Source organism: Acidovorax cavernicola, assembly GCF_003581445.1.
The window spans coordinates 16,168-40,141 of sequence record NZ_QXMN01000002.1; the positions used below are offsets into that span (position 1 = coordinate 16,168).

24 protein-coding genes and 2 tRNA genes are annotated in these 23,974 nt (G+C 68.3%); 20 read left to right on the forward strand and 6 right to left on the reverse strand.

Annotation, left to right across the window (positions count from 1 at the left end; all coding sequences use genetic code 11):
• Positions 1-10: 10 nt before the first annotated feature.
• The 4 genes from cysD (at position 11) to D3H34_RS02895 (ending at position 3,835) form a co-directional block, all read left to right on the forward strand.
• Entirely contained in the window at positions 11-964 is a 954-nt protein-coding gene (gene cysD / locus D3H34_RS02880) for a sulfate adenylyltransferase subunit CysD (protein ID WP_119551957.1), read from the forward strand.
• A 114-nt stretch (positions 965-1,078) separates the two neighbouring features.
• Complete coding sequence (locus D3H34_RS02885) at positions 1,079-2,419, forward strand: sulfate adenylyltransferase subunit 1 (protein WP_119551958.1); 1,341 nt, start codon at positions 1,079-1,081, stop codon at positions 2,417-2,419.
• A gap of 43 nt (positions 2,420-2,462) precedes the next feature.
• Complete coding sequence (fdxA, locus tag D3H34_RS02890) at positions 2,463-2,792, forward strand: ferredoxin FdxA (protein WP_119551959.1); 330 nt, start codon at positions 2,463-2,465, stop codon at positions 2,790-2,792.
• Positions 2,750-3,835, forward strand: coding sequence for an NAD(P)/FAD-dependent oxidoreductase (locus D3H34_RS02895; RefSeq protein WP_119551960.1), 1,086 nt, complete (start codon positions 2,750-2,752; stop codon positions 3,833-3,835). Before fdxA ends, D3H34_RS02895 begins: the two co-directional genes overlap by 43 nt.
• Here the strand turns inward: D3H34_RS02895 and D3H34_RS02900 are convergent.
• A complete protein-coding gene (locus tag D3H34_RS02900; protein ID WP_286185404.1) occupies positions 3,822-5,132 on the reverse strand; it encodes an aspartate aminotransferase family protein in 1,311 nt (436 codons plus the stop codon). The two genes, D3H34_RS02895 and D3H34_RS02900, sit on opposite strands and share 14 nt — an antisense overlap.
• 115 nt (positions 5,133-5,247) lie before the next feature.
• Between D3H34_RS02900 and D3H34_RS02905 the strand changes: the two genes are divergently transcribed.
• Positions 5,248-6,000, forward strand: a complete 753-nt coding sequence (locus D3H34_RS02905; RefSeq protein WP_119551962.1) for a TetR/AcrR family transcriptional regulator — start codon at positions 5,248-5,250, stop codon at positions 5,998-6,000.
• On the opposite strand, the gene D3H34_RS02910 is transcribed toward D3H34_RS02905, so the two are convergent.
• Positions 5,976-7,901: an adenylate/guanylate cyclase domain-containing protein gene (locus tag D3H34_RS02910; protein ID WP_119551963.1), complete on the reverse strand. Its 1,926-nt coding sequence runs from the start codon at positions 7,899-7,901 to the stop codon at positions 5,976-5,978. The two genes, D3H34_RS02905 and D3H34_RS02910, sit on opposite strands and share 25 nt — an antisense overlap.
• 294 nt (positions 7,902-8,195) lie before the next feature.
• On the opposite strand from D3H34_RS02910, the gene D3H34_RS02915 reads away from it, so the two are divergent.
• Positions 8,196-9,533, forward strand: a complete 1,338-nt coding sequence (locus D3H34_RS02915; protein ID WP_119551964.1) for a purine-cytosine permease family protein — start codon at positions 8,196-8,198, stop codon at positions 9,531-9,533.
• On the opposite strand, the gene thiD is transcribed toward D3H34_RS02915, so the two are convergent.
• On the reverse strand, positions 9,478-10,326 hold the full coding sequence (gene thiD / locus D3H34_RS02920; RefSeq protein ID WP_119551965.1) for a bifunctional hydroxymethylpyrimidine kinase/phosphomethylpyrimidine kinase: 849 nt from the start codon (positions 10,324-10,326) through the stop codon (positions 9,478-9,480). The genes D3H34_RS02915 and thiD overlap by 56 nt on opposite strands.
• 35 nt (positions 10,327-10,361) lie before the next feature.
• Between thiD and D3H34_RS02925 the strand changes: the two genes are divergently transcribed.
• From D3H34_RS02925 to D3H34_RS02965, 9 genes are all read left to right on the forward strand, one after another.
• On the forward strand, positions 10,362-11,468 hold the full coding sequence (locus tag D3H34_RS02925) for an FAD-dependent oxidoreductase (RefSeq protein ID WP_119551966.1): 1,107 nt from the start codon (positions 10,362-10,364) through the stop codon (positions 11,466-11,468).
• 14 nt (positions 11,469-11,482) lie between these two features.
• Positions 11,483-11,680 (forward strand): sulfur carrier protein ThiS, encoded by a 198-nt coding sequence (thiS, locus tag D3H34_RS02930; protein ID WP_062472460.1) that lies wholly within the window; start codon positions 11,483-11,485, stop codon positions 11,678-11,680.
• A gap of 45 nt (positions 11,681-11,725) precedes the next feature.
• The gene (locus D3H34_RS02935) at positions 11,726-12,538 is read left to right on the forward strand and encodes a thiazole synthase (RefSeq protein WP_205736662.1); all 813 of its coding nucleotides are present in this window, start codon (positions 11,726-11,728) and stop codon (positions 12,536-12,538) included.
• A gap of 5 nt (positions 12,539-12,543) precedes the next feature.
• A complete protein-coding gene (thiE, locus tag D3H34_RS02940; RefSeq protein WP_119551968.1) occupies positions 12,544-13,500 on the forward strand; it encodes a thiamine phosphate synthase in 957 nt (318 codons plus the stop codon).
• Entirely contained in the window at positions 13,497-15,632 is a 2,136-nt protein-coding gene (locus D3H34_RS02945) for a TonB-dependent siderophore receptor (RefSeq protein WP_119551969.1), read from the forward strand. Before thiE ends, D3H34_RS02945 begins: the two co-directional genes overlap by 4 nt.
• 83 nt (positions 15,633-15,715) lie before the next feature.
• Positions 15,716-15,791 (forward strand) — tRNA-Asn (locus D3H34_RS02950).
• 195 nt (positions 15,792-15,986) lie between these two features.
• Positions 15,987-16,062, forward strand: a tRNA-Asn gene (locus D3H34_RS02955).
• 243 nt (positions 16,063-16,305) lie between these two features.
• Positions 16,306-16,743, forward strand: a complete 438-nt coding sequence (locus tag D3H34_RS02960) for a YXWGXW repeat-containing protein (RefSeq protein WP_119551970.1) — start codon at positions 16,306-16,308, stop codon at positions 16,741-16,743.
• Positions 16,744-17,079: 336 nt separating this feature from the next.
• Positions 17,080-17,481, forward strand: coding sequence for a GreA/GreB family elongation factor (locus D3H34_RS02965; RefSeq protein WP_119551971.1), 402 nt, complete (start codon positions 17,080-17,082; stop codon positions 17,479-17,481).
• A 48-nt stretch (positions 17,482-17,529) separates the two neighbouring features.
• On the opposite strand, the gene D3H34_RS02970 is transcribed toward D3H34_RS02965, so the two are convergent.
• On the reverse strand, positions 17,530-17,760 hold the full coding sequence (locus tag D3H34_RS02970) for a hypothetical protein (RefSeq protein WP_119551972.1): 231 nt from the start codon (positions 17,758-17,760) through the stop codon (positions 17,530-17,532).
• A 179-nt stretch (positions 17,761-17,939) separates the two neighbouring features.
• On the opposite strand from D3H34_RS02970, the gene D3H34_RS02975 reads away from it, so the two are divergent.
• Both D3H34_RS02975 and D3H34_RS02980 read left to right on the forward strand, forming a co-directional pair.
• The gene (locus D3H34_RS02975; RefSeq protein WP_119551973.1) at positions 17,940-18,827 is read left to right on the forward strand and encodes a CsgG/HfaB family protein; all 888 of its coding nucleotides are present in this window, start codon (positions 17,940-17,942) and stop codon (positions 18,825-18,827) included.
• An 81-nt stretch (positions 18,828-18,908) separates the two neighbouring features.
• Positions 18,909-19,985, forward strand: coding sequence for an MBL fold metallo-hydrolase (locus D3H34_RS02980; RefSeq protein WP_119551974.1), 1,077 nt, complete (start codon positions 18,909-18,911; stop codon positions 19,983-19,985).
• An 18-nt stretch (positions 19,986-20,003) separates the two neighbouring features.
• Here D3H34_RS02980 and D3H34_RS02985 read toward each other — a convergent pair whose 3' ends face one another.
• Positions 20,004-21,017 (reverse strand): zinc-dependent alcohol dehydrogenase family protein, encoded by a 1,014-nt coding sequence (locus D3H34_RS02985; RefSeq protein WP_119551975.1) that lies wholly within the window; start codon positions 21,015-21,017, stop codon positions 20,004-20,006.
• Positions 21,018-21,144: 127 nt separating this feature from the next.
• Between D3H34_RS02985 and D3H34_RS02990 the strand changes: the two genes are divergently transcribed.
• From D3H34_RS02990 to D3H34_RS03000, 3 genes are read left to right on the forward strand one after another with little or no spacing between them, the layout of a single operon-like run.
• Entirely contained in the window at positions 21,145-22,047 is a 903-nt protein-coding gene (locus D3H34_RS02990) for a LysR family transcriptional regulator (protein ID WP_119551976.1), read from the forward strand.
• 30 nt (positions 22,048-22,077) lie between these two features.
• A complete protein-coding gene (locus tag D3H34_RS02995; protein ID WP_119551977.1) occupies positions 22,078-22,950 on the forward strand; it encodes an alpha/beta fold hydrolase in 873 nt (290 codons plus the stop codon).
• Positions 22,951-22,980: 30 nt separating this feature from the next.
• Positions 22,981-23,517: a GrpB family protein gene (locus tag D3H34_RS03000; RefSeq protein ID WP_119551978.1), complete on the forward strand. Its 537-nt coding sequence runs from the start codon at positions 22,981-22,983 to the stop codon at positions 23,515-23,517.
• On the opposite strand, the gene D3H34_RS03005 is transcribed toward D3H34_RS03000, so the two are convergent.
• Complete coding sequence (locus D3H34_RS03005; protein WP_167481110.1) at positions 23,514-23,927, reverse strand: PaaI family thioesterase; 414 nt, start codon at positions 23,925-23,927, stop codon at positions 23,514-23,516. The two genes, D3H34_RS03000 and D3H34_RS03005, sit on opposite strands and share 4 nt — an antisense overlap.
• Positions 23,928-23,974 lie beyond the last annotated feature (47 nt).

Sequence of the window (23,974 nt, forward strand, 5' to 3'; positions counted from 1 at the left end):
GACCCACCCGATGAACGCCCGTACCGAAGCCGACCTGCTGCAGCCCCCCATGCATTCACCCGCGAACCTGTCCAACACGCACCTCGACGCGCTGGAAGAAGAAACCATTTTCATCCTGCGCGAAGTGGCCGCCGCCTTCGAGCGCCCCACCCTGCTGTTCTCGGGCGGCAAGGATTCGCTGGTGCTGCTCAAGTGCGCCGAGAAGGCCTTCGGCGTCGGCCGCATTCCCTACCCGCTGCTGATGATCGACACGGGCCACAACTTCCCCGAAGTGACGGCCTACCGCGACCAGCGCGCCAAGGAACTGGGCGCCGAGCTCATCGTGCGCAGCGTCGAGGATTCGATGAAGCGCGGCACCGTGCGCCTGGCGCACCCGGGCGAATCGCGCAACGCGCACCAGTCGGTGACGCTGCTCGAGGCGATTGAAGAATTCCGCTTCGATGCGCTCATCGGCGGCGCCCGCCGCGACGAGGAAAAGGCGCGCGCCAAGGAGCGCATCTTTTCGCACCGCGACAGCTTCGGCCAGTGGCAGCCCAAGGACCAGCGCCCCGAACTGTGGACGCTGTTCAACACGCGCCTGGCCCCCGGCGAGCACTTCCGCGTGTTCCCGATCTCCAACTGGACCGAGCTCGACGTGTGGCAATACATCGAGCGCGAGAACGTCGGCCTGCCGTCGATCTACTACACGCACAAGCGCGAAGTGGTCGAGCGCCGCGGCCTGCTGGTGCCGGTGACCGAACTCACCCCGCCGCGCGACGGCGAGACCGTGCAGGTGCGCGACGTGCGCTTTCGCACCGTGGGCGACATCACGACCACCTGCCCGGTCGAGAGCTTGGCCGCGGGCGCGGGCGACGTGGTGATCGAGACGCTGTCGGTCGACGTCAGCGAACGCGGCGCGACGCGCATGGACGACATGACTTCGGAAGCTTCGATGGAGAAGCGCAAGAAAGACGGGTACTTCTGACCCACCCCCAGGCTTCGCGCACTTCGTGTCGCTATGCCAACCCCCTCAAGGGGGCAACACCTGCGGCCCGGCAAAGCCGGTTCCGCGGTGTTCCATGAATCGGAGAACCACTCAATGAACGCTGCTGTCATTTCCAACGCCTCGCCCACCGATGTCCATGGCGACACCGGCACCGCCCTGCGCTTCATCACCTGCGGCTCGGTCGACGACGGCAAGAGCACGCTCATCGGCCGCCTGCTGGTCGACAGCAAGACCGTGCTGCAAGACCAGCTCGCCGGCGTGCAGCGCGGCGGCGAGACTGACCTGGCCCTGCTGACCGACGGTCTCTCGGCCGAGCGCGAGCAAGGCATCACGATCGACGTGGCGTACCGCTACTTCTCGACCGCCAAGCGCAAGTTCATCATCGGCGACGCGCCGGGCCACGAGCAGTACACGCGCAACATGGTCACGGCCGTCTCGGCCGCCGACGCGGCCGTGGTGCTGGTCGATGCCACCAAGCTGGCCTGGGCCGCCGAAGTGGAAGACGGCACGGTGGTCAAGCGCGAACTGCTGCCGCAGACGCGCCGTCACACGCTGCTGGCCCATCTGCTGCGCGTGCAGTCGATCGTGTTCGCGGTCAACAAGCTCGACGCCATCGACGACGCCGCCCTGGCCTTCGAGCGCATTTCGACCGCGCTGAACGCCTTTGCCGAAGCCGCCGGCGTGAAAGTCTCGGCCATCGTGCCGATCTCGGCCCTCAAGGGCTGGAACGTGGCCACGCGCCATGCCGACTGGGTCGGCTACGAAGGCCCGAGCCTGCTCGAGCTGCTCGAAGACCTGCCCGTGACCGCGCAGGACGAGGCCGTGCCCTTCGCCTTCCCCGTGCAATGGGTCGAGAAATTCTCGTCGTCCGCCGACACCTCGCAGGGCCGCCGCGTGTTCTGGGGCCGCGTCGCCTCGGGCCATGTGGAGCCGGGCCAGCGCGTGACCGTGCTGCCGAGCAACCAGACCGCCACCGTGGCCCAGGTGCTGAGCCACACGCGCCAACCGAAGAGCGTGCATGCAGGCCACAGTGCCGGCATCGTGCTCGACCGCGAGCTCGACGTGTCGCGCGGCGACTGGCTGCTCGCACCCGACGCCTTCGAGCCGGTGCGCGAGATCACCGCCACCGTGGCCTGGCTCGACGACGAGCCGCTGGTCGCGGGCCGCGTGTACTGGGCGCTGCAAGGCCATCGCTGGGTCAAGGCCAAGGTCGCGCGCATCGTCGATCGCGTGAACATCACCACCCTCGAATCCGAGCCGGCGAGCCAGCTCGAAGCCAACGCCATCGGTGATGTGGTGCTCGCGCTGCAGCAGCCGCTGGCCGTCCTGCCCTTCGCCCAATCGCGCGCCCTGGGGTCGCTGGTGCTGGTCGATACGGCCTCCCATCGCACCTGCGCCGCCGTGCTCGTGCAGCCGTCCGCCGCAAAGGCCTAAAATCTAGGGTTTTCCAGCCCCTTCTCCTGACGCTACAAGACAAATGACCCACGTCGTCTCCGAAGCCTGCATCCGTTGCAAATACACCGACTGCGTGGACGTTTGCCCCGTCGACTGTTTCCGCGAAGGTCCCAACATGCTGGTGATCGACCCGGACGAATGCATCGACTGCGCCGTCTGCATCCCCGAATGCCCGGTCAACGCAATCTACGCCGAGGAAGACCTGCCGGCCGACCAGATCGCCTTCATCAAGCTGAACGCCGAGCTGGCCGTGGCCGACGGCTGGAAGAGCATCACCAAGCGCAAGCCCGCCCTGCCCGACCACGAAGAGTGGAAAGACAAGACGGGCAAGCTCTCGGAGCTCGTGCGCTGAGCCACTCTCCCGCACCGATCGAGACCGACGCGCTCATCATCGGCGCCGGTCCGGTCGGCCTGTTCCAGGCCTTCCAGCTGGGCCTGCTCGAAATTTCCTGCCACATCGTCGATGCACTGCCCGCCGCGGGCGGCCAGTGCGTGGCGCTGTACGGCCACAAGCCGATCTACGACATTCCCGGCACCCCGGTCACCAGCGGGCGCGATCTTGCGCAGTCGCTGCTGCAGCAGGTGGCGCCTTTCAAGCCGCAATTCCACTTCGGCGAGCAGGTTTCTACCCTGGCCCGCCAGCCCGATGACCGGCTGCTGCTGACCACCTCGGCCGGCACGGCCTTCCTCGCGAAGACGGTGTTCATCGCGGCCGGTGTCGGCGCCTTCGTGCCCAAGCGCATTGCCGTCGAAGGCATCGCACAGTTCGAGGGCTCGACGCTCTTCTATCACCCCGATTCGCTCGACCGCTTTGCCGGACAGACCGTGGTTGTCAACGGCGGCGACGACGTCGCGCTCGAAACCGCCATCGCGCTCACGGCCCTGGCCAGGCAGGTGACGCTGGTCCACCGACGCGACGGCTTCCAGGCCGACGAGGCGAACGTGGCCGCCATGCGCACCCTCGTGGCCGACGGCAAGCTGGCCTTTCGCGTCGGCCAGCCGAGCGCCTTCGACGGCAGGCTGCTGCAGATCACCACGCCCGACGCCACCACGGTCGACCTGCCACTCGACGCGCTGGTTGCCTGCCTGGGCATTTCACCTCGCCTCGGCCCCATCGCCGACTGGGGTTTCGAGCTCGAACGCAAGCAGGTGCCGGTCGACACCGAGAAGTACGAAACCCGCGAACCCGGCGTGTTCGCGGTGGGCGACATCAACACCTACCCGGGCAAGAAGAAGCTCATCGTCTGCGGCTTCCATGAAGCCACGCTGGCGTCCTGGGGCGCCGCGGCCCGGGTGTTCCCGGGCAAGGCGATTCCGCTGCAATACACGACCACCAGCACGCGTCTGCACGAACTGCTGGGCGTGGCCGGCGTGACAGGCACTACGCCGCGCTGAGCAGCGTCCGGTACGTCCCGATGAAGCTGCCCACGGCAGCGACATAGCGGTCGATATCCTCCGCCGACAACGGCAACGAGAGCACGACAAATCCACGCGGCGAGGTGTAGATGCCCTGCCCCAGCAAGTGGAAGAACAGCAACTGTCGCAAGCGCCCGTCCACAGCCGCCAGGTCGGCCACGCGCCGCACCTCGCCGCGCAAGAAATGCGCATTCATGAGCGAGCCCATGCCGGTGAACTGCATGGCGACGCCTTCGCGCTCGCACAGCGCGTTCAGCCGTGACCGCATCGCCTCGCCGCGCTCGGCCAGCGCACCGGCCGCCTCGGGCGTGAACAGCTGCGTGAGGCCCGCATACCCCGCCGCCATCGTCATCACGTTGTTGTTGAAGGTGCCCGAATGCGCGAGCGCCCCGGTGCGCGGGTCGAACTGCGCCATCACGTCCGCCCGCCCGCCGAAGGCGCCGAAGGACATGCCCCCGCCGATGTACTTGCCCAGCGTCGTGAGATCGGAACAGATGCCCAGACCCTGCGCCAGGCCGTGCGGCCCGAGCCGCGAGGTCATGACCTCGTCGAAGACCAGCAGCGCGCCGACCCGCGTGGCGCCGTCACGCAGCGCCTGCAGGAAGTCGCGTCGCCCGGGGATGCAGCCGCTCGCGCCCTGCATCGGCTCGACGAGGATGGCCGCGATGTCGGCGCCGTGCGCGTCGATCTGCGCGCGCGCCGTGTCCGTGTCGTTGTAGGGCAGCACCAGGAAGTCGAAGGGCACGGTCGTTGGCGAGGGCTGGTCGCCGAAGCCCAGCACACCGCCGTGGTAGCCGCCCGAGAACACCACGATCTTGCGCCGCCCGGTGAAGCGCAGTGCGGCCGTGAGCGCCATCAGGTTGGCCTCGGTGCCCGAATTGGTGAAGCGCAATTGCTCGACCTGCGGGAAGCGCTCGCAGATCGTCTGCGCGAGCCGGCCTTCGAGCAGGTTGTGGCCCGTGAGGTTGATGCCGCCCTGCATGGCCTCGATGACGGCTTCGCGGATCTCGGGGGCCGAGTGGCCGTACACGCCGGCCGTGTACTCGGCGATGAAGTCGGTGTAGCGGTGGCCGTCCGCGTCCCAGAGCATCGCGCCTTCGCCCTTGGCGATGGTGAGCGGGAACGGTGCGTAGAACAGCACTGAGCGGCTGTTGGCGCCGGGCATGTAGCGCGTCTGCGCCTCGAAGCGGCTGAGGCTCGCGGGGTTGGCGTCGGTGAAGCGCTGATGGGCGTCGGCAAGGGCCTGGTCGACGGCGGTATCGGCAGGGGTCGTCATGGAACACATCCTTCAAGGGTGGAAACGTGTCGGGAGCATCTATTCTTTTAATTGATCGATGCTCAATTAATAATATTTATACAATCAATTCCATCGCTGCACAACGGCCGCATCCATGAAGAAAAAAGCCCCCGAGCCCCGCCCCCGAAGCGCAGGCCGCCCCGCCGGCGGCGCGGCGTTGTCGAAGCAGCGCATCGCCGAAGCCGCGCTGGCGCACATCGACGCATTCGGCCTCGGCGCCTTCAGCATGCGGGAGATCGCGGCGCAGCTCGGCGTGTACCCGGCCACCGTGCACTGGCACGTCAGCACGCGCGAAGCCCTGCTCGCCGAAGTTGCGGCCACGGTCATGGCGCAGGTCACGCCGCCCAAAGGCACGCTCGGCTGGCAGGCATGGATCGCCGAGCTGTTCCGCCGCTGCCGCACGGCGGTGCGGCAGCACCCGAACGTGGCGCAGCTGCTCGGGGCGCAGCTGGTGTCGAACGGCAGTCTTCCGACCGAATTGGTCGAAGGCGTGCTGGCAGCACTCACCGAAGCAGGCTTCGACGGCGAACCGCTGCTGGAGGCCTACAACTGCGTGATCGCCGCGATGCTGGGTTTCCTCACGATGGAGTTCTCGCCGCTGCCCGCCGACAACACGCAGGCCTGGGCCGAAGAGCTGCGCGAGCGCGTCCACACGATCCGTCCGCTCGACCATCCGGTGCTCACGCGCCACCTGCCGCAGCTGGCGAACAGGGCCTTCATCCTGCGCTGGGACAACGGCACCACCGTGCCGCTGGACAGCAGCTTCGAGCGGCACATCCAGATCACGATCGACGGGCTGGAGGCTTTCGCGCGCCGCGTGGCTCAGGCCGCGTCAAGCAGCTCGTAGAGCACCATCCGCGTCTGCCGCCCGCGCAGTTCCACCTGTTCCTCGATGCGCCGGGTGGCCAGCTGCCCGCCCAGCCCCTCGAATGTCGTCTCGGACATCAGCGTGCGCGTGCCCAGCTGCTTGTTGATGCCTTCGATGCGGCTCGCTGCATTGATCACATCGCCCAGCGCGGTGTACGAGAGCCGGTCGCTCGAGCCGAGCACCCCGGCGATCACGACCCCGGTGTGGATGCCGATGCGTGTGCGGAAGGGTTGCAGGCCCTCGGACTGCCACCGGCGGTTGAGCTCCTTCATCTCGGCATGCAGTTCGAGCGACGCCACGCAGGCGCGGTATTCGGCATCGGGCAGCTCGGTGGGCGCGCCCCACAGCACCATGATCCCGTCGCCCATGAACTTGTCGATCACGCCGCCGTGGCGCGCGAACACGCGGGTCGCGAGGTTGAAGTAGTCGGTCAGCTGCCGCATCAGCACGTCGGCCGGCATCGATTCCGAGATGCCGGTGAAGCCTTCCACATCGGTGAACATCACCGTGACGCGGCGCGGCGACCCGTTGGGCTCGAGGGCATGCCCCTCGGCAATGAGCTGCCGGATCACATCGACGGGCACGAACTTGCGAAAGGCCTGCAGGCTGCGCGCGGACTCGTCCAGCGCCTGGTTCAGGTGTTGGATCTCGAGCACGCGGCTCGACTCTCGCGGCAGGTCGTCGAGTTCTAGCCGCCCGATGCGCCGCGCTGTGCGCGAGAGGCTTTCGATCGGCGCGGTCACCAGCTTCGACAGGCGCAGCGAAATGAAGAGCGCGATCGCCAGGAAGGCCAGCACCAGCAGCAACGACCACAGCACGTTGCGATGCAGTGCGCCCATCAAGGCCTCTTCGGGCTCCCAGCTGACCAGCCGCCATCCCGTGGCCGGAATGAGCGAGGTCTGCACCTGGTAGTGCATGCCCTCGTGCAGGAGCGGAAAGGCCATGTCTTCGGTCCAGCCGCGACTGCCGTTGGCCAGCATGTGGGCGTGCAGCGCGCCGAGCACGCCATCGTCGGGATCTTCGAGCTTGCGCACGGAATGCGGGTTGTCGCTGCGTGCGATCACGTGGTGGTCGGCGCTCAGCAAGGCGCTGTGGCCGTGGCCCGTGCCGCCGAACAGGCGCACCAGGCTGGAGAGATGCCCCAGCGAGACGCTGGCGACCGCCACCAGCGTCCGCTCGGCGCCCTCCTCGTCCCGCCGACGGCTCGGCCGCGCGTGGCTGACGCCGAGCTCCTTCATCGAGGGCAACACGAAAGGTGCGGTCCACACGGCACGCCGCGCCTTGTCGGCCTGCGTGAACCAGTCCTGGTGCACCGGATCGTCCTCGCTGCGAAAGGCCTCGATGCGGATCGTCTCGTAGCGCCGCCTCGGGTCTTCGTCGCTGTCGTTGTCGGGCGGCGACTTGTACTCCCAGGTCTCGGTGGCGAAACGCCCGTCGCGCTCAACCTGCCGCACCACCGGCGCGGGGTGGCGCATGGCCATCAGCAGGTGGCCGTCGTCGCTGCCCACCCCGATGCTGTCGATTTCGGGCGTCTGCTCCAGCGCGGCCCAGAGCAGTTCGGCCGTCTGTTCGCCGTCATGGCCCGCCGGATGCAGGTCGGGCGTGTGGGCGATGGCACGGACCAGCCCCTCGGTCTTGGAAAGGAAGGCGAGGACGTTGTCCTCGACCCGGTCGTGGTTGACCTTGTGCGCCGACTCGCCGACCTTCGACACCAGCTTCTCGGCGCCCCAGTAGCCGAAAGCCACCAGCAGCAGCGACTGCAGCAGCGCGACCGCGCAGATGATGGTGCCGACATCGACCCGGAAGCGGCGCAGGCGGGTGCGCGGTGATTGCGCAGGTGGCGCCGAGGCCGGTTCCGGGTGCTTCAAATCGTCTGCCATGTGTCGTGGTTCCCCAGGGCACTCGAAACAGCCCTCGCGACGCGGATTTTCATGCGTCTGCGCCGGTCTTCCGCGCGGGGATAAAATCCGCCCCGCGCCGCAGTTCGCTGGGGTGCATCGCTAGGGGTGTCGAACCGGATCCGTCCGGGGCTGACTGAGAGAGTCCCTTTGAACCTGACTGAGGTAATCCTCGCGCAGGGAAGCTGGTCCGGTGGCCTGTCGCGTTGTCTCGCGTGACAGCAGCGCCGCTGGAGCCTCGCCCACCTGCCAAACCTTTTGCACTGGAGCAAACGGATGGCACACGACCACATCGAATCTTCCGCTTCCGCGAACGAAGCGCTCACGCCCCTGCCCGCGTCCCGGCGCGTCTTCGGCTGGCACGACCACGCCTCGCTGTGGTTCAGCCTCGGCGTCGGGCTGCTGGTGATGCAGATCGGGGCCTACCTGGTGCCGGCCGTGGGCACGCGCGACGCGGCGCTGGCGATCGTGCTGGGCTCGCTGCTTGGCGCCGGGCTGCTGGCCTGGACCGCGCGGCTGGGCTGCGAAACCGGGCTGGCCAGTGCCGGCCTGATGCACGCCACCTACGGCAGCGCCTTCGCGCGGCTGCCAGTGCTGCTCAACATCGTGCAACTGGTGGGCTGGACCACCTTCGAGCTGGTGATCATGCGCGAGGGCACGCAGGCCATCGGCCAGCAGGCTTTCGGCCCTGCGCTGGGCACGGTCTGGGGTGGCGTGCTGACCACGCTGCTTTGGGGCGCGGTGCTGCTGGCGCTGCTCGCTGGCTCGATGGTCAAGCTGGTGCGCCGCTTCGTGAGCCGCTTCGGCCTGCCGCTGGTGGTGCTGTCGCTGCTGTGGCTCAGCTGGCAGTTCGCGACGCAGCTGCACGCCAAGGGACTCGATGCCTTCTGGGCGCGGCCGGGCAACGGCAGCATGGGCATGTTCAGCGCGCTCGACCTCGTGATCGCGATGCCCGTGTCGTGGCTGCCGCTGGTGGCCGACTACGCGCGCCACGGCAAGCGCAGCGCGGGTGGCGGATTGGGCAGCGCGTTCAGCGGCACCTGGATCGGCTACGCGCTCGCCAACATCTGGTGCTACGCGCTGGGTGTGATGGTGGTGAGCGTGGCCGAGCCGGGCACGAGCCTCGTCACGGCGCTGCTGCTGGCACAGGGCGGCCTGGTGGCGCTGGGCCTGATCCTCATCGACGAACTCGACAACGCCTATGGCGACGTGTACTCGGGCTCGGTCTCCACCCACAGCCTGCTGCCGCGCTGGAGCGTGAAACGCTGGGGCCTGCTGCTGGCGGTGCTGTGCATCGGGCTCGCGCTGGTGCTGCCGATGCACACGCTCGAACCGTTCCTGTTGCTGCTCAGTTCGGTGTTCGTGCCGCTGTACGGCGTGATCCTGGGGCGCCTGGGCAGCGGAAACGCGGTCACGGCTGGCGGTGCGCGCACCATTGATTGGGGTGCGGCGCTGATCTGGCTCGCGGGCATCGCGGCCTACCACGCGCTCGCCAAGTGGGCGCCGCAGTTCGGCTCGGCCTTGCCGACGCTGGCGGCGACTTTCGTGCTGGCGTGGATCAGCCGGCCTGCAGCGGCAGCCGGTGGGTCGGCACTGGCGCAAAGCCGTGGTTGAGCGGTCCATGGCCCGCGCCCACCAGCACGCTCGCACCGGCGCTCATTGCGCCGAGGATGTACGTGCGAGCGCGCTCGACCGCGTCGGGCAATGCCAGTCCCAGCGCCAGGTGCGCGGCGATGGCCGACGAAAGCGTGCAGCCCGTGCCGTGCAGGTTGCGGCTGGCGATGCGCTGCGACGCGAGCCGCTTGCGTGCGCCGTTGCGCTCCAGCAGCACGTCGACCACCTCGTCGCCGGGCAGGTGGCCGCCCTTGAGCAGCACGGCCTTCGCGCCGAGCGCGAGCAGTTCGTCCGCCGCGCCGTCGAGCGCATCGATGCCGCCGATGGCATGGCCGACCAGCAAGGCGGCCTCGTCGAGGTTGGGCGTGACCACCACGGCGCGCGGAAACAGCTCGCGCACCAGCACCTGCACCGTCTCTGCGGCGATCAGGCGGTCGCCGCTGGTGGCGATCATCACGGGGTCGAGCACCACGTTCTTCAGCTGGTAGCGGTCGATGGCCCAGGCCACCACTTCCACCACCTCGGGCGCATGCAGCATGCCGAGCTTGACCGCGTCGACGCCGATGTCTTCGACCACGGCCTGGATCTGCGCCTTCAGGAAATCGGGCGGCACGCCGTGGATGCCCGAGACGCCAAGCGTGTTCTGCGCGGTGAGCGCGGTGATGGCCGTCATGCCGTAGCAGCCGAGGGCCGCGAAGGTCTTGAGGTCGGCCTGGATGCCGGCGCCGCCGCCGCTGTCCGAGCCGGCGATGGAAAGCACGCGCGCGTAGCGCTGGGTGGGTCCTTGGGTCATGTCGAAAATTATCGGCGAGCCGATGGAGGCTTCGCATGAGCACGTCGCAACCCCTGCCTTTCGGCTCGGCGGCGATCCTCGGCGCGGGCCTGATGGGGCGCCTGCTCGCGGTCGAGCTGGCACGCGCCGGCTGCTGCATCGACCTGTACGAAGCCGGCAGCCCCGAGGCCGAAGGCGCAGCCGCGCGCGTGGCCGCGGCCATGCTCGCACCGCTGGCCGAATCGGCCGTGGCGCCGGTGTCGGTGGTGCGCATGGGCCAGCATGCGCTGTCGCGCTGGCCCGAGCTGCTGGCGCCGCTGGCCCGGCCCGTGTTCTTCCAGCGCGAAGGCACGCTGGTGCTGTGGCACCGGCAGGACGCGGCCGAAGCATCGCGGCTCGCCGGCGTGTTGGCCCGCACCGGCGCGCAGGTGCCCGAGCTGGCGCCGATGCAGTCGCTCGACACCCCCGCAGCCATCGCCGCGCTGGAGCCCGCGCTGGGCACGCGCTTTGCCCGTGGTCTGTACCTGCCGGGCGAAGGCCAGCTCGACAACCGCGCGCTGCTGGCGTCGCTGCTCACCACCCTGGAAGCCGATGCGCGCGTGACGCTGCACTGGCAGTCGCCGCGCGCGCCCACCGACTTCTCGCCCGGCACGGCCGGCCAGCCCGACTGGGTGATCGACTGCCGCGGTCTCGGTGCCAAGCCGCAATGGAACGCCCTGCGCGGCGTGCGCGGCGAGGTGATCCGCGTGCATGCGCCCGAGGTCACGCTGCAGCGCCCGACGCGGCTCGTGCATCCGCGCTACCCGCTGTACATCGCGCCCAAGCCCGACCACCTGTTCGTGATCGGTGCGACCGAGATCGAGTCCGACGACATGTCGCCCGCCAGCGTGCGCTCCACGCTCGAACTGCTGAGTGCCGCCTACGCGGTGCACAGCGGCTTTGCCGAGGCACGCATCGTCGAGATCGCGACGCAATGCCGCCCCACCCTGCCCGACAACCTGCCAGCCATCCGCCAACCGCAGCCACGCGTGCTGCAGATCAACGGCCTGTACCGCCACGGTTTCATGATCGCGCCCGCGCTGCTCGACGCGGCGATGGAACTGCTGGTGCACGGCCGCTCCACGCTCGCGCGCGGACTCGGCATGGAAGCGCCCGACGCATGACGACGACATCGACGATGAACATCCTGATCAACGACAAGCCCTGCACGCTGCCCGAAGGCGCCCTGCTCGCCGACGCACTGGCCGTGCTGCAGGCGGTGCCGCCCTTTGCGGTGGCGGTGAACCGCGAGTTCGTGCCGCGCTCGGCCTACGCCACGCACCCGCTGCACGCCGACGACCGCGTCGAGGTGATCCGCCCCGTGACCGGCGGCTGAACGAACACACAGAGACACGACGACAAGACGATGGAGACAACGCCCATGACCAATCCCGCCGACCCGCTGGTCCTCTACGGCCAGACCTTCCACAGCCGCCTGCTGCTGGGCACCGCGCGCTACCCGTCGCCCGACGTGCTCGAGGCTGCCGTGCAGCGCGCCAAACCCGCGATGCTGACTGCCTCGCTGCGCCGCCAGACCGCCAACCAGGGCTCCGGCAACAGCGACCTCGGCAACGGCTTCTGGGAACTGCTGCGCAAGCTGGCCGTGCCGGTGCTGCCCAACACCGCCGGCTGCCACAGCGTGCAGGAGGTGATCGCCACCGCACAGATGGCGCGCGAGCTGTTCGACACGCCCTGGATCAAGCTCGAACTCATCGGTGACGACTACACGCTGCAGCCCGACACGCTGAACCTCGTCGATGCGGCGTCGCGGCTGATCCGCGACGGCTTCCATGTGCTGCCGTACTGCACCGAAGACCTCGTGCTGTGCCAGCGCCTCGTCGACGTCGGCTGCCAGGCCGTGATGCCCTGGGCCGCGCCCATCGGCACGGGGCGCGGGCCGGTCAACCCGTATGCGCTGCGCCTGCTGCGCGAACGTCTGAACGTGCCGATGCTGGTGGATGCCGGCCTCGGCCTGCCTTCGCACGCCTGCCAGGTGATGGAGTGGGGTTACGACGGCGTACTGCTCAACACGGCCGTGGCGCTCGCGCAGGAACCGGTCGCGATGGCCGGGGCCTTTGCCGACGCAGTGCAGGCCGGCCGCACCGCCTGGCGCGCCGGCGCGATGACCGCGCAGGACGCCGCGCAGCCCAGCACGCCCGTGCTCGGCACGCCCTTCTGGCACCACGCGCCCTGAACACCATGAACGCCATCGACACCTCCAACGCCCGCGCCGTGGCGCAAGCCATCGTCGCGGCCCACGGCCTGCGCTTCGGCGCGGCCACGTCTACCGCCGTGAGCGCGCCTCACTTTTCGTCGGACGACGCCGTCTACCGCGGCGCGAAGCAGGCCTGCAGCGCGCTCGGCTTCATCGAGATCGACGCCGAATGCCTCGCCCACGCGTGGCGCGCGCAGACCGAAAGGCTCAGCCAGTTCGACGCGTCGGCATGGCCCGATGCGCCGGTCGATTTCGGCATGGGCGCGTTTCCGCCGGCTGCACGCGCCGACGCCTTTCCGCCCTGCCCCGAGCGCCTCGGTCTCTATGCCGTCCTGCCCGATGCCGCCTGGGTCGGTCGAATGGCGCGTGCCGGTGTGCCGACGGTGCAGCTGCGCTTCAAGTCGGACGATGCAGCCGCCGTCGCACACGAGGTGCAGGCCGCGGTCGAAGCGGTGCACGGCACGAACGCCCTGCTTTTCATCAACGACCACTGGCAGGTCGCCATCGCGGCCGGCGCCTACGGCATCCATCTCGGACAGGAAGACCTCGACGCACTGTCGCCTCAAGAGTTGCAGCAACTGCGCGCCTCTGGCGCACGGCTCGGCGTGAGCACGCACGGCTACGCCGAGATGGTGCGCGCCGACGCGGTGAGCCCGAGCTACATCGCGATGGGTGCCATCTACCCGACCACGCTCAAGAAGATGGCGACCGCGCCGCAAGGCGTGGCGCGGCTCTCGGCCTACGCGCGCCTGCTGCGCGGCTACCCGCAGGTGGGTATCGGCGGCGTCGATGCCGTGCGGTTACCCGACGTGCTCGCCACCGGCGTCGGCTCGGTCGCCGTGGTGCGCGCGCTGGTGGCCGCCGACGACCCCGAGGCCACGGCCGCGCAATGGATGGCGGCGATGCAGGCTGCCCCGGTTTCCCCTGAACGCACAGAATGAACGCTCGACTTTTCTCGCACTCCCCGCTCTCTCGCGCGCTTGCCGCGGCCCTGCTGACCTTCGGCGCCTGTGGCGCACATGCACAGTCGCAAGCCCTGCCGGAGGTCACCGTGAACGACGGCGCCGCCGCGCCACAAGCCGACATCAGCGGCTTCGGCGACGTGCCGCTGCGCGAGCTGCCGCTGTCGGCCACGGTGATCGACAGCCAGCAGCTGCGCACCAGCGGCGCGCGTCGCCTCGCCGACCTGACGCAGTTCGATGCCTCGGTCACCGACGCCTACAACTCCGCCGGCTACTGGGACTACCTCACGGTGCGCGGCTTCGTGCTCGACAACCGCTTCAACTACCGCCGCGAAGGCCTGCCGATCAGCGCCGAGACGGCGATTCCGCTCGACAACAAGGAGCGCATCGAGATCCTGCGCGGCACCAGCGGCATCCAGGCCGGCACCAGCGCGCCGGGCGGGCTCGTCAACTACGTGGTCAAGCGCCCGACCGAACAGGACCTGCGCACCATCCGCCTCGAAACCACGAGCCGCGGCAGCGTGCTCAGCGCGCTCGACCTCGGTGGGCGCTTCGGCGAAAACCGCCAGTTCGGCTACCGGCTCAACGTCGCCGGCGAGAAGCTCAACCCGCTCACGCACAACCTCGACGGCAGCCGCCGCATCTTCTCGCTCGCGGCCGACTGGCGCATCACGCGCGATTCGGTGCTCGAGTTCGAAGTCGAACAGAGCCAGAAGCAACAGCCGAGCCAGAACGGCTTCAGCCTGCTGGGCAACACCCTGCCCGCGCCGGTCGATCCGCGCATCAACCTCAACAACCAGCCGTGGTCGCAGCCCTCGGTGTTCAAGGCGCTGACCGGCACTGTGCGCTTCTCGCAGGCGCTGAACGCCGACTGGCGCTGGAGCGCGCAGATCGGCCAGCAGCGCCTGAAGACCGACGACCGGCTGGCCTACGCCTTCGGCTGCGGCGCCGAAGGCAACTACGACCGCTACTGCTCCGACGGCACCTTCGACGTGTACGACTTCCGCAGCGAGAACGAGCGCCGCACGCAGACCGCGGGCAGCCTGAACCTCAGGGGCAACGTCATGACGGGCAGCGTGCGGCACGAGCTGGGCTTCGGGCTGCTGCAAAGCCGCGTGCGCAACCGCTTCCAGGACCAGGCCTACAACTACGTCGGTACCGGCAACATCTGGGCGACCGCGATGACGCCGGCCGACCCGCGACTGACGGACGCCAACACCAACCGCAACGAGCGCTCGACCGAGCTGTCGGTGCAGGACGCGATCCGCTGGAACGACCGCTTCACGACCTGGATCGGCGCGCGGCACACGCGACTGTCGCGCGACAGCATCCGCACCGACGGCTCGCGCCCCACCGGCTACAGCGACAGCATCACCACGCCGTGGATCGCGGCCAGCTACACGATCCAGCCCGGGCTGCTCGCCTATGCGAGCTGGGGCAAGGGCGTCGAATCGCAGGTCGTGCCCAACAAGAGTTCGCAGTACGCGAATGCGGGCGAGGCGCTGCCCGCGCTGCAGTCGCGCCAGTGGGAACTCGGTCTCAAGGGCGGCGACACGGCGTTCAACTGGCAGGTGGCGTGGTTCGACATCTCGCGCCCGATGACCAACCTCGACCTGTGCGGCGAGTTCTGCACGGTGCGCAACGACGGACGTGCGGTGCATCGCGGCCTCGAGGCCGGCGCGCAGTGGAGCGGTGGCCCCTGGCGCCTGGGCGGCAGCCTGGCGCTGATCGACGCCAAGCGGCGCGGCAGCACGACCGCACCCGAACTCAATGGACAGGCCCCCACCAACGTGCCCAAGCAGGTGCTGCGCGCACAGGCCGCGTACCGCTTCGCCTCGGTGCCGGGCCTCGAACTCGCGGGACAACTGTCGTACGAAGGCCGCCGCAACGTGCTGCCCGACAGCTCCATCCGGCTGCCGTCGTGGACGCGCCTCGATGCGGTGCTGCGCTACGACACGAAGCTGGGCGGCATGAACACCAGCTGGACCCTCGCTGTCGACAACCTGTTCGACCGCCGCTACTGGAAGGAGTCGCCCTACCAGTTCAGCCATGTCTATCTGTTCCCGGGTGCGCCGCGCACGCTGCGATTGGGCGTGAGCATCGCGATGTGATGCATGGCGCCGTCACGAATTCGTTGCGTTCGTGCCTCGGCGTTTCGGAAGCCTCAAAAATCACGCTATAATCTAAGGCTTGTTCCTCGATAGCTCAGTCGGTAGAGCGCCGGACTGTTAATCCGTAGGTCCCTGGTTCGAGCCCAGGTCGAGGAGCCAAACAAAGCCGCAAGGCCTCTGGAAGGCCCGCTACTCACAAGGTAGCGGGCCTTTTCATTTGCGCAGCATCGCTGGCGTGAATGACGACGATGCGGCGGGTGCAAGAAAGAATCCTTCGCTTTCTGCGTTTGTGCATCAAAAATTGATGGTCGCCGCGCAGAACGGCGAATCCATTGAATATAATCAGAGGCTTGTTCCTCGATAGCTCAGTCGGTAGAGCGCCGGACTGTTAATCCGTAGGTCCCTGGTTCGAGCCCAGGTCGAGGAGCCACCCATGCTGAAGGCCCGTTACCCGCAAGGTAACGGGCCTTTTCGCTTTCTGCGCCGCACGCATCGATCACTCGCCGCAGTGCGGCACGCGGGCCTGTCCGACACGGACGCCCCAGAATGCGTGCAAAACTCCCTCTTTGTTAACAACTTCTGCGGCCCCGCCCAGGGCAACCCCGTGCACGCGATCCGACGGTCGGACGTTGTTCGGGCTCAGTCACTCATAACAACCATCAAGGGCTTCACGATGAAACTCACGCGAATTCTTCTGGCTGCCACCGTGGCCGCCGCCACCTTGCCCGCCGTGGCGCAGGTCTCCGTCAACATCAATGTGCCGGGCCTGATCCAGGTTGCACCGCCCGCGCCGCGTTATGAGCCCGTACCCAGGCCGCGCAGCGGTCAGGTCTGGGTGCCCGGCCACTGGCAGTGGAACGATCGTGCCTACGCATGGCGCCCGGGCTACTACGTGGCGGCCCGCCCCGACTACGCGTATGCCCCCGGTGGCTGGGTCCGCGCCGATGGCGGCTGGCGCTGGCGTGAAGGCGACTGGCGCCGCGCCGAGCGCCGCGAAGATCGCCGTGGCGACCGTCATCGCCGCCATGACCACGACCGCTACGACCATGACGACGATCACCGCGGCGGCGGTCATTGCCCGCCCGGCCAGGCCAAGAAGGGCCGTTGCTGATCGGGCGGGTGACCTCGTCGCGCTCCGCCACATCGCGGGGAACTCACGGGGTCTTGAATGGTCAACCTGACAGGAACCCCCTACACTCGCGCCCCATGGCTCTGCATTCGCCCCGTCTACTCCCTGCACACGCAGCCCTGCCCCTGGCAGCGGCCCGTCGTCGCGTGGGCGTCGTCGCGGCGGCCACGTCGGTCCTCCGACGCACGTCCGCACATTCCTGAGCCCGGCGGTCCGCTACCTTCTTCTTGATGCGCACACCTTGACCGCCGGGCACCACACCGCGCGGTAGCGACCCTGCCTGTCTGAAAGGCGGGTTGCGTTCATCTGGAGTGCTTCATGGTTTCAACCGTTCACGGGGAGCGCACGCTCACCGAACTCGATTACGTCCGTCTCAGCAAATTCGCGGACGCCCCTCTTCCCCCGGCGCTGGTCGACCTGCTCGACACGGCCGACATCCTGCCCTCGCGGGAAATGCCCTCGGACATCGTGACGATGTACACGCAGGTGGAAATCGAAGACCTGCCCGGCGGGCAGCAGCACAAGATCGTGATCTGCTATCCCGCCGATGCGGAACCGACCACGGGTTACATCTCGGTGCTGTCGCCCGTCGGCATCGGCCTGCTCGGCCAGAAGACCGGCGCGGTCGCGCGCTGGCGCACGCCCGATGGTGGCGAGCACAGCGCCCGCGTGATCGCCATCCTGTTCCAGCCGGAAGCCAGCGGCGACTACACGACCTGACAGTGCGCCGGTTCAGGCCGGCGCCGTCGGCCCGCCGCTCACACCTTCTCAGTGCTGCATGACGCCGACGACGCCCCGGCCCCTGTCCTTCGCGCTGTCGATGGTCGCGCTGACAGCGCTCGTGTTGACCGCCAGCGCCACCAGCACCGAGCCCACGAACGACGGGTCGGCGCTGCCGCTGAAGCCCGACGCCTGCGCAATGGCCAGGGCCTGCGCGACCTGCTGGGTCGTCAACTCGACAGCGGCTTCTCCCACGATATTTCTCTTCTTTGCGGTCATCTGAAAACTCCTGCGAATGGAATTCAGACTGTAACCAAGCGCCAACAAACATCACAAATGTTCCTGGCCGAGTGACTTTCGACACTGGCATCGTCATCAGCCGCCTCGTATCGTCGCGCCGGCGCGGCGCCGACCGGAGGGGCGGATGCCGCATCGTTTTCATTTGACGGACAGGGACCATGCCTTTTTCCAAACTCACTCTCGCCAGCGCACTCGCGGGCCTGCTGGCGCTTTCCGGTTGCCAGACCATGGACATGCAGATGGGCGCCCCGGCAGCCAAGACCACGGCCACGGGCAGCGCCGCCGGCGGCGCCACCTCGGGTGAGAGCAGCCAGCTCGAACGTTGCGACTCCCCGCTGGGCACCGTCTCGCTGATCGAGAACGTCAACGCCGGCTGGTACACCATCCTCACGGGCGAATACCGCCTGCCGCCCACGGCCAACCTGCTGCGCCTGCTGGTGCAGCAATCCAACTGCTTCGTGGTGGTCGAGCGCGGCGCGGCCGGCATGAACGCCATGACGCGCGAGCGCGCGCTGATGCAGTCGGGCGAGATGCGCGGCGGCAGCAACTTCGGCCGCGGCCAGATGGTGGCCTCCGACTACGGCCTGTCGCCCGAGATCGTGTTCAGCAACAACGACGCCGGCGGTATCGGCGGTGCCCTTGGCGGCCTCGTGGGCGGCGGCCGTGGCCGCGCCATCGCGGCGGTCGGCGCCAGCCTGCAGACCAAGGAAGCCAGCGCGCTGCTGACGCTGATCGACAACCGCTCGGGCGTGCAGGTTGCAGCGGCCGAAGGCAGCGCCTCCAAGACCGACTTCGCGGGCTTCGGCGGCCTCGGTGGCCGCAGCGGTGCCGGCGGCATCGGCGGCTACACGAACACCGCGCAAGGCAAGGTGATCGCGGCGGCCTTCATGGACGCCTTCAACCAGATGGTCCGTTCGCTGCGCAACTACAAGGCGCAGACCGTGCGCGGCCAGGGCCTCGGTGGCGGCGGCCGCCTGGGCGTCGATGGCGGAGCAGCCCCGTCGCAGACCTCGGCGCCAGGCGCCCCCCGCGCACGCCGCAAGTAAGCGCGATCGTCCATCGTCGTCGACGCGACCCGGCCCGGATGGCGGCCGGGTTCACAATTCACCCTTCTGGAGGTGAACACGATGGATGGTTTGGAAGAATCGGCGGAAGCAGCCAAGGGCAAGCTCGTCTATCCCTTTGCGGAGCTACCGCCACGCGGCAAGTCGATCGAGGTCGCCAAGGGCGTCCACTGGATCCGCATGCCGCTGCCCTATTCGCTCGACCACATCAACCTGTGGGCGCTGGACGACGGCGACGGCTGGGCCGTGGTGGACACCGGCGTGCGCACCGAGGAAACGGTGGCCGTCTGGCGCGAGCTGTTCGCCAATTCGCCCGACACGCGCGGCCTCACCCGCGTCTTCGTGACGCACATGCACCCCGACCACATCGGCATGGCCGGCTGGCTCACGCGCAAGTTCGGCGTGCGGCTGTGGATGACCCGCTCCGAGTACCTCATGTGCCGCGTCATGGTGTCCGACACCGGACGCGAAGCCCCCGACGACGCCATCGCCTTCTACCGGCGCGCGGGCTGGGGCGAGCCGGCCATCGAGACCTACCGCACGCGCTTCGGCAACTTCGGCAAGCACATCCATCCGCTGCCCGACAGCTTCCGGCGCGTGCGCGACGGCGAGGTGCTGCGCATCGGCGCGCACGACTGGCGCATCGTCACCGGCAACGGCCACTCGCCCGAGCATGCGTGCCTGTACTGCCCCGACCTGAAGGTGCTGATCTCGGGCGACCAGATCCTGCCGCGCATCTCGTCCAACGTCTCGGTTTCGCCCGTGGAGCCCGACGCCGACCCGATGGCCGACTGGCTGTCGTCGCTCGCCAAGCTCAAGCGCGAAGTGCCCGACGACGTGCTGGTGCTGCCCTCGCACAACGAGTGCTTCCGCGGCCTGCATGCGCGCATCGACCGGCTGCAGCATGGGCAGGAACGTTCGCTCGACCGCTTGCGCAATTCCTTGAAGACGCCCAAGCGCGCAGTCGACGTGTTCACGAGCCTCTTCGCCCGCAGCATCGCCGAGTCCGACGTGCCGCTGCTCGGCATGGCGACGGGGGAAAGCCTTGCCTGCCTCAACTACCTGCGGCATCGCGGCGAGATCGCCTGCGACATCGCCGACGACGGCGTGGCCTGGTATCGCCTGGCATCCACCGCCTGAACCTCGCCCAGATCTTGCTCAGACCTCGAGCACGACCTTGCCGATGTGTCCGGCGCGCTCGAGGTACCGGTGGGCCTGCACCACGTCGTCGAGCGCGAAGGCCCGGTCGATGCGCACCCGCAGCGAGCCATCGGCCAGACCGGCATCGATGAACGCCAGCGCACGGCCCAGCGCGGCCTCGTCGCGCGGCAGCCCCATGGTGGCCGCACCGGTGTGCTCCAGCACCTTGTAGACGTGGAAGCGCCAGCTCTTGCGGAACTGGGCAATCACCGGGAACCTGAATTCGGCGCCGCCCGACAACCCGTACAGCACATACCAGCCGCGATGCGCCACGACATCGCCGAGCCGCTCGACCTGCGCGCCGCCCACGCCGTCGTACACGAGGTCGACGCCACGCCCTTCGGTCAGCGCCAGCACGCGCTCGACCACGTCTTCGTCGTCCGTCACCACGACATGCGTCGCACCCGCCTCCCGCAGCGCGTCGCGCTTGACGGCCACGCGCGTGACGGCGATGGCGACGATGCCCGTCGCGCGCGCCATCTGCAGCGCTGCGATGCCGGTGCCCGATGAAGCGCCGGTAACGAGCATCACCTGCCCGGGCTTCAGCCGCGCCATCTCGAACATCGGGAAATAGCCGGTCAGATAGGCCATGTAGGCACCCGCGGCCTGCGCGGCTGACAGGTTGCCCGGATACCGCACCACATGCGCGGCCGGAAAGAGGATGCTGTCGCCATAGGTCGGATACAGCCCCTGGCTCGCACCCGGCAGCACGGCGACCCGATCTCCCACGTTGAGCCCGTCGCCCCCTTCCCCCACCGCCTCGATGACTCCGGCCGCCTCGTTGCCGAGCCCCGCCGGCAGCGTCGCGTCTTCAACGTACAGGTTCTCGCGCCACAGTGCATCGGCGCGGTTCAGGCCGATGGCCTCTACCGCGATACGCACTTCACCCGTGCCGGGTTCGGGCGTCCCGACCTCTTCGACTTTCAACACCTCGGCACCGCCGAACGCATGGAAACGAACCATCCTGCGCATGAAAACTCTCCTTCCGATGGATATGGATTGAATGACCGATGGCTTCAATCTAGAGGCCGCAGCAGCATCAAGGAAATCGATTCGCGGGATAGTCGCTATGCACACCATCGATCACGCCAGGACTCCGATGAAACCCGTCGAACTCAACCGCATCGACCTGAACCTGCTCACCGTGCTGGCCGCGCTCATGCGCGAGCGTCACGTCAGCCGTGCCGCCGAGCGGCTGAACCTCGGCCAGCCCGCGGTGAGCCATGCGCTGGCGCGGCTGCGCGAACTCACCGGCGATCCGCTGCTGGTGCGCCAGGGCCGGGTGATGGAGCCCACCGCACGGGCACTGGCCCTGATGCAGGGCCTGGGCCCCGCGCTCGCGCAGATCGAAGCCACCTTCCGCGCGCAGGCCGACTTCGAGCCGGCCCGCGCTGCGCCGGTGTTTCGCATCGGCCTGACCGACGACCTGCAGATCGCGATGCTGCCCCGGCTGCTGCGCGCCCTCGCCGCCGAAGTGCCCGGTGCCAAGCTGGTGACGCTCACTGTCTGCTACCGCAACGCCATGCGCTACCTCGACCAGGGCCGCGTCAGCGCAGTGATGTCCTTCCTGAAGGACCTGCCCGCCGATGCCAAGGTGCGCAAGGTCCGCACCGCGCGCTTTGCCCTGCTGCGCGCCGACACAGCGCCGGGAAAGCTGTCGCTGGACGACTACTGCCGGCGACGCCACGTGCTTGTGACCTATGCCGGCGACCTGTGCGGCACCGTCGACGAGACGCTCGGCGAACTCGGTCGGCAGCGCGACGTGGTCTTCTCGGTGCCGCAATTCGGCAGCCTGCCCGCCGTGCTGGCCGGCACCGATCTGCTGGCCACGGTGCCCGAGCATGTGGCGCTGGCACTGTCGGCGCAAGGCGGCTTGCGCTGCGAGCCCCTGCCCTTCGACAGCCCGGACTACCAGCTGCGCATGGCTTGGCGCGCGGTGACCGACAAGGACCCCGCACAAGTGTGGTTGCGCAAGGCCATGCTGCGGGCTGCCAACGATTAGGATGGACTTCACTTCCATGGAGACCACTGCATGTCGAGCACCGAGACCCACTTCGAACTGACCGCCAACGACGGCCATCCGATAGAAGCCCACCGCTGGCAGGGCACCACGCCACGGGCCATCGTCCAGCTGGCGCATGGCATGGGCGAGCATTCGCTGCGCTACCGGCCGCTGGCCGACGCGCTGACGCAGGCCGGCTACGTCGTCTACGCGAACGAGCACCGCGGCCATGGCAAAGGCGCTGCGGCGCGCGGTGAACTCGGCGAGTTCGGTCCGCGTGGATTCGCAGGTCTCGTGGACGACATGGCCCTGCTCAGCCGCCACGCGCAAGCCGCGCACCCGGGCCTGCCGCTCATCCTCATCGGCCACAGCATGGGCTCGTTCGCCACGCAGTACTACCTGACCCAACACAGCGAGCTGCTGTCGGGCGCGGTGCTGTCCGGCACCAGCGCACTCGACCTGCTGGGCAGCGCATTGCAAAGCGGCTTCAGGCTCGAAGACATGAACGCCGCGCTGCCAGACGTGCGCACGCCCTTCGACTGGCTCAGCCGCGACCCGGCCCAGGTCGACGCGTACATCGCCGACCCGCTGTGCGGATTCACCGTGTCGGCGGAGGGCCTGGGCTCCATGTTCGCGAACCTGGACGCGCTCACGCCCGCCGCGATGCGCACACGCATCCGCCCCGAGTTGCCTCTGTACCTGTTCATCGGCGACCAGGACCCGGTCAGCAACAAGGCCGAGTGGTTCCATCCGCTGGTGCAGCGCTACCGCGATGCGGGCCTGCAAGACGTGTCATCCCATGTGTTCGGCGGCGCGCGCCACGAAACGCTGAACGAGACCAACCGCGACGAAGTCGTAGCCGTGCTGCTGGCCTGGCTGGCGCGCATCGTGCGCAAGGACTGAGCGCAGCCGCTCACCAGACAAGGCCGAACGATGAAGCTCCTCGCCTTCGACGAAAGCCTGGAACAGCGCCACATCCTGCCCTACGACCCGGCGTATGCCGAGGTGTTCGCGCAGGTGCAGCAGCACGCGCAATCGCGCCTCGAAGGCGTGGAACTCGTGCACATCGGAAGCACCGCCATCGTCGGTTTGCGAGGAAAGCCGATGGTGGACATCGCGGCCCTCACGCAGCGCGAGAACCTGCGCGAGGCCCAGGCGGAATTCGAAGCCATCGGATTTCACCGCCGCCCTGTGTGGGTCGATACCGACGAGAAGCCCTACGTCTGCGCGTCCGTTCTCCACGAGGGTCGCAGGTTCAACGTCAACCTCCACATCTGCCACCGCGGCGACCCGGTGCATGCCGATTCGCTGGCGTTCATGGCGGTCCTCGCTCGACGTCCGGACCTGCGCAAGAAGTACGAAGAAGCCAAGGACCGCGCCCACAGCATCGACCCGGCCGATCCCCAGGTCTACAACCGCGAAAAGGAAGCGGTGATCCGGGAGATCCAGGCCCAGGCCAGGGCGGCCTAGAGGCTGGCCAGCATCCCCGTCGACGTGGCCTCCGCGGCCAGCTTGCCATCGGCGTTGTAGAGCGCGCCCTCGAGAAACGCCACGCGCTTGCCGCGCCGGATCACGCGCCCTTCGACCCGGCCTTCACCGGGGCCGACCTTCTCGTAGAAGCTCACCTTGATCTCCAGGCTGAAGACCGTCTGCGTCTGATCGGTGTCGTACATGACGGCATGGGCCATGGCGGCGTCGAGCCAGGCGGTGATGAAGCCGCCTTGGGCGATCGTGCCGTTCGTGTGGCAATACTCGCGCCGCACGGTGAAGGCGGCCTTCAGCGTCTTGTGCTCGGCGTCCCAGCCGGTCACGTGGAAGTTGCCCATCGATTCGGACAGGGCCTGGCCCGAGCGGATGCGGGCTTCCAGTTCGTCGTTCATTGGTGTCATTCGCAGGTGAAGCAACGGGCATTCTCTGCCGAAACCAT